The organism is bacterium (genome assembly GCA_037147175.1).
Classification (GTDB): domain Bacteria; phylum Cyanobacteriota; class Vampirovibrionia; order Gastranaerophilales; family UBA9971; genus UBA9971.
This window is the reverse complement of sequence record JBAWVS010000096.1, coordinates 1-3,841: the sequence shown is the minus strand read 5'-3', so window position 1 is coordinate 3,841 and position 3,841 is coordinate 1. Positions and strand designations below refer to the sequence as shown.

Annotated in this window: 6 protein-coding genes; 3 read left to right on the top strand and 3 right to left on the bottom strand. The window is 34.3% G+C overall.

All coding sequences use genetic code 11. The annotated features are described in order from the left end of the window. Nucleotides 1-20 precede the first annotated feature (20 nt). Complete coding sequence (locus WCG23_13110) at nucleotides 21-542, top strand: phage major tail tube protein (protein ID MEI8390810.1); 522 nt, start codon at nucleotides 21-23, stop codon at nucleotides 540-542. Here WCG23_13110 and WCG23_13105 read toward each other — a convergent pair. Together WCG23_13105 and WCG23_13100 are read right to left on the bottom strand one after the other, a co-directional pair. Beyond that, on the bottom strand, nucleotides 539-904 hold the full coding sequence (locus WCG23_13105) for a type II toxin-antitoxin system HicB family antitoxin (protein ID MEI8390809.1): 366 nt from the start codon (nucleotides 902-904) through the stop codon (nucleotides 539-541). The two genes, WCG23_13110 and WCG23_13105, sit on opposite strands and share 4 nt — an antisense overlap. Then, nucleotides 897-1,148, bottom strand: coding sequence for a hypothetical protein (locus WCG23_13100; GenBank protein MEI8390808.1), 252 nt, complete (start codon nucleotides 1,146-1,148; stop codon nucleotides 897-899). The genes WCG23_13105 and WCG23_13100 overlap by 8 nt, the downstream gene beginning before the upstream one ends. Before the next feature lie 64 nt (nucleotides 1,149-1,212). On the opposite strand from WCG23_13100, the gene WCG23_13095 reads away from it, so the two are divergent. Then, on the top strand, nucleotides 1,213-1,503 hold the full coding sequence (locus WCG23_13095; GenBank protein ID MEI8390807.1) for a hypothetical protein: 291 nt from the start codon (nucleotides 1,213-1,215) through the stop codon (nucleotides 1,501-1,503). Nucleotides 1,504-1,588: 85 nt separating this feature from the next. Further along, the gene (locus tag WCG23_13090; GenBank protein ID MEI8390806.1) at nucleotides 1,589-2,743 is read left to right on the top strand and encodes a phage tail tape measure protein; all 1,155 of its coding nucleotides are present in this window, start codon (nucleotides 1,589-1,591) and stop codon (nucleotides 2,741-2,743) included. 680 nt (nucleotides 2,744-3,423) lie between these two features. On the opposite strand, the gene WCG23_13085 is transcribed toward WCG23_13090, so the two are convergent. Further along, entirely contained in the window at nucleotides 3,424-3,810 is a 387-nt protein-coding gene (locus tag WCG23_13085) for a hypothetical protein (GenBank protein MEI8390805.1), read from the bottom strand. Between the last annotated feature and the right edge of the window lie 31 nt (nucleotides 3,811-3,841).

Genomic DNA, 3,841 nt, shown 5'->3' with positions numbered 1-3,841 from the left:
TACAGCAAAAGGAGGAATAAATGTCGAAAATAAAGATTAACAGGCTCACAAACGCCAACATCTATATGGATGGCAACAATCTGCTTGGCAGAGCAGAAGAGATCCAGCTTCCGCAAATAAAACACAAAATGGCAGACCATAAAGCACTTGGAATGATTGGCTCTGCCGAATTCTTTGCAGGGATAGACAAGCTTGAATGCAAAATCAAGTGGAATGCTCTTTATACAGAAGTTATGAAAAAAGCGGCAAATCCTTTTAAGGCTGTTCAAGTTCAAGCAAGGGCAAGTTTAGAAACTTACAACAGTATGGGCAAACTTGCAGAAGTTCCTGCCGTTGCTTATTTAACAGGAACTTTTAAAGAATTTCCTCTGGGCAACTTTAAGCCACAGGATAATGCCGAATACGAAACTACTATGAGCGTTAATTACGCAAAGTTAATCGTTGACGGCGAGGAAATTTTTGAAATAGACGTATTAGAAAACATTTATAAAGTGGAAGGAGTTGATATTTTAGAAACTTACAGGAATAACATAGGAGCTTAAGCTGTTTTATCGTAGACCTTTATTAATGCATCGTTAACAAGATGGCTTACACTTACATCTTCATCTTTTGCAATATTTGAAAGTTTACAATGAAGGGATTTTGAAACTCTTATACTGATTCTTCCTGAACATTCATCTTCAGAAACAGGTTCAACAATAGGTATATTCTCTTCAATGGAACCTTCAAGATATGTTTCTAATGCGGATTCTATTTGTTCAGCAGCATGTTCGAGATTATTACCATGAGAATAGCAAGAAAGTCCTTTTACTCTGGCATAATATCCGCCTTCAGAGCATTTCTCAAATTCGAATTTCCAAGGAAGAGATAAATAATATTCTAAATTTTTAACTTTTTTAGTCATAATCTTCTCCTTTTAAATTATTATCCCAGGCATCCAAAACATCATTAACAGCATCAGGACTTACAGGGCGATGACGAGCAATAACAATCAAAAACATACCTTTTTTGAAAAATTTAAAATGATCTCCCTTTCCAGGTTTCATTTCGTATCCAATCTCAAGCAATACTTTCATGCAAGATTCAAAATCCCAGCCCTTATTGGACTGTTTCATTTTAGATACAATTTTTTCAATTTTATTACTCATATTGTCATTGTATACAATGACAACTCAAATGTCAATACATAACATGACAAGGAGAAAGGCAAACATGAAACAATTTTTATTACCCAGTCAAAAAACAGCCGTATTCAAAGACGGCAAAGGCAGAGACCTTTTAAACGCACAGAGAAAAGCTAAAACACCTGAAGAAATCCTTTATGCTCTGATAGCAGAAATTACTGAAATAGATGGTGAAACTGTAATTTATGAAGATTTGCTGGAAATGTCTCTTGAAGACGTACTTACTTTGCAGGCAGAAATGTCGGGGAAGTTTCAGTCGTTACAGCAGAATGCATCATCCACCTCGCCAAAACCACAGGATGGCAATACAGCGAAATAAAGCAAATGGAACTCTCCGAGCTTGAATTTTGGGTTCAAGAAGCAATTAAGTACAAGCAATCAACAACCGAGGAACTTGAAGAATTATGTTAGACAATATGATGAAAGTATCTTTAACCCTTATCGCTTTTGACAAAATGTCAAGAGTCATTAAAGATGCTGTCAGCGAGTCTAATCAGGAATTCGATAAACTTCAGAAAAAAATTCACCAGACATCGGAAACTATGGAAAGTCTCGGAAAAACAATGCTGGGTGTTGGAGCAGGAATGACAGCAGGCGGACTCGGACTTGCACATTCTCTTGGTTTAACAGATGCAATTCCACAGGCTCTTGAAATGGAACATCGAATCCGAGAACTCGGGAATGTCGGGCAATTAACAGAACAACAACTATTGGGTATGGATAAACGACTCGGGCAAATTTCAAAATACACCAATCAATTCAGACCCGATATTATCGAAGGATTAAGTGTTCTTGTAGCTTCAGGAGTCGATCCGACTAAAGCCCTTGATTATATGAATGTTATCGGAAAAACTGCTACGGCAGAACAAGCGGCAATAATCGATATTTCTAAAACCGCTTTTTCTGTAACCGATAACTTAAAAGTGCCGGTGTCAGAGTTGGCAAGAACTATGGATATTCTTGCTCAGTCAGGAAAAGAAGGCAGATTTGAATTAAAAGATATGGCTGGAGAATTTCCGGGACTTACTGCAAGTGCATCAATGCTCGGAATGAAAGGTGTTTCTGCGGTTGCACAACTTGGTGCGGCTCTTCAAATTGCAATGAAGGGAGCAAAAGATGCACCTGAAGCTGCAAATAATTTGCAAAACTTCATGCAGAAAGTCACTGCTCCTCAAACTATACAAAATTTTAGCAAAAAATTAGGCATCGATTTAAAATCAGAACTTTTAAAAGCAGTGGCAGAAGGAAAAGATCCTATACTTGAAGTTTTAAATATTATCCAAAGAGCAACAGGCGGAGATGTGTTTAAGGTTTCCGAGATATTTCAGGATATGCAGGTTTTAAATTTCATAAAACCTATGATGAAAAATCTTACAGAATATGAACGAATAAAAAAATCAGCTTTGTCTGCAAACGGTGTAGTTGACAGTGATTATCAAAACATGATGAAGACAACTCTGGAGCAATCGAGAAAAATCTTTCCTTTAATCTATACAAAATCTGGAATCGTATGTCTAATACTTTCATATTCCCAAAATATGGCAAAACATGATTTTTAAGATATGTATTGTATGAGCATAGTGTCGAGGGTTTGCAGTGAATTTCCGCATGATATTTTATAAAGTTTTCTGCAAGTTCTCCAAAAGTTAAGGATTTTTTTATCTCAACATAAATGCCATTATTTATTTCCTGCATTACTTTTGATAGTTCTCTTTCGGCCTCTACTTTTGTTTTAAAGCCGCCTTTAATCTTTCTTTTACCAAAATTATCAATAAAATCAATTGTCCAGTAAGTATTTTTACTCCCGTCTTTTCTTGATTCAATCCTTTTTCTTACTCTAGCCATTGTTATAAACCTTTATATTGTTGTATGAATAATAATATCGTGTGTTTGCCGAATCGTGAGCCCTTTGCTAACTTTTGTTGAAATGCTGAAAGCTGTCGATTTTCTTTTCAGCACCAAGAGGCTTACGATTACTACATTTAGAGCAGTTGTTGTAAATGCTGAAAGATTTTTAATGAAATCAATTAAATTTTTCAGGAATAAAATTATTGTTACTAATAAATTTAATTAATTGATCTTCAATAAATCTGACTTTACCCCCCATTTTTACAAAGGGTATTTTCTTTATATGAAGTTTGCATATTTTTAATATGCAAACTTCCTTGTCAAAAAGTAGGTAATTGAAAATACTTCATATAACTTAATAATTAACTCAAAGTCAATTATAGAAATGTTATTAAGCTTTATTGCTTTTTCTCGCTCTGCTTTTTTTAGAATAGATTGTTGAAATCTTTTGAGTTTCCAAACATTCAGGGCATAAATATCTGTCTTTTTTGTATGCAGGAAATAAATTAGTGCATTTAATCTTTTTGTTAATTCCTTCACACTCTTTTATTATATAACTTCGCCCCTTGTCCTTTTTATAAATTTTGTAGATTTCTCTTAAAAAATCTTGATAATTTTTTTTAGAATAATAACTGTAAGTACACATTTCAACAAGTTCTTGAACAAGCCTTGTAAGATTTTTGAGCTTTAGCACAGGAAGACCTTTTACAAATTTGTCTTGATAAGTTAAGTTGTAATCCTCGAAATAGTTGTCTTCATCAATTAATAAAGCTGTCAAAGGTTACACTTTAATCAAAATAATATATGTT